General features: G+C 46.4%; 1 protein-coding gene. It reads left to right on the top strand.

The genetic code is table 11. The features are described from left to right. Positions 1-824 (top strand): Rieske 2Fe-2S domain-containing protein (locus ACS8FD_RS18880; protein ID WP_439276983.1); only part of this gene is annotated, 824 nt, incomplete at both ends.

Below are 824 nucleotides of genomic sequence, written 5' to 3'. Positions count from 1 at the left end.
GTTGTTCGAGCTTGAGATGAAGTACATCTTTGAAAACAGTTGGGTGTATTTGGCTCATGAGTCTCAAGTTCCTGATAACAACGACTACTACACCTCATACATTGGTCGTCAGCCTGTTATTCTTGCCCGCAATAAAGAAGGCGAGCTGCATTGCATGATTAACTCATGCTCACATCGTGGTGCACAGCTCTGCCGACATAAAAAAGGCAATAAAGCCACTTACACCTGCCCATTCCACGGTTGGACCTTTAACAACTCAGGTAAGCTGCTTAAAGTTAAAGACCCAAGACATGCAGGCTATCCAGAATGCTTCAATAAAGAAGGCTCACACGACCTAAAACAAGTGAAGATGGCAAATTATAAAGGCTTTATCTTTGCCAGCTTAAATGATGATGTTCAGTCACTCGAAGACTGGCTTGGCGGCTCTACCAAAATTCTTGACATGATTGTCAATCAGTCGCCAGAAGGTCTAGAAGTATTACGCGGCACCTCAACCTATACCTTTGATGGTAACTGGAAGCTGCAAGCTGAAAACGGTGCCGACGGCTATCACGTATCAGCCGTCCATTGGAACTACGCTGCGACAACTGCGCGCCGTAAAGAAGCTGAAGCTGTCAAAGAAGACAATATCAAAGCCATGAACGCTGGCAAATGGGGTCGACAAGGCGGTGGGTTTTATTCTTTTGAAAACGGTCACATGCTGTTATGGACACAGTGGGAAAACCCACAAGACCGTCCAAACTACGCTTATCGCGATGAGTATGTCGCCAGCTACGGTGAAGCCATGGCGGACTGGATGATTGAACGCTCACGTAACTTATGCC

This window comes from Psychrobacter sp. 1U2 (genome assembly GCF_051847575.1).
Note: the sequence above shows the minus strand (reverse complement) of the source record. Positions and strands in the feature narration are given on the sequence as shown.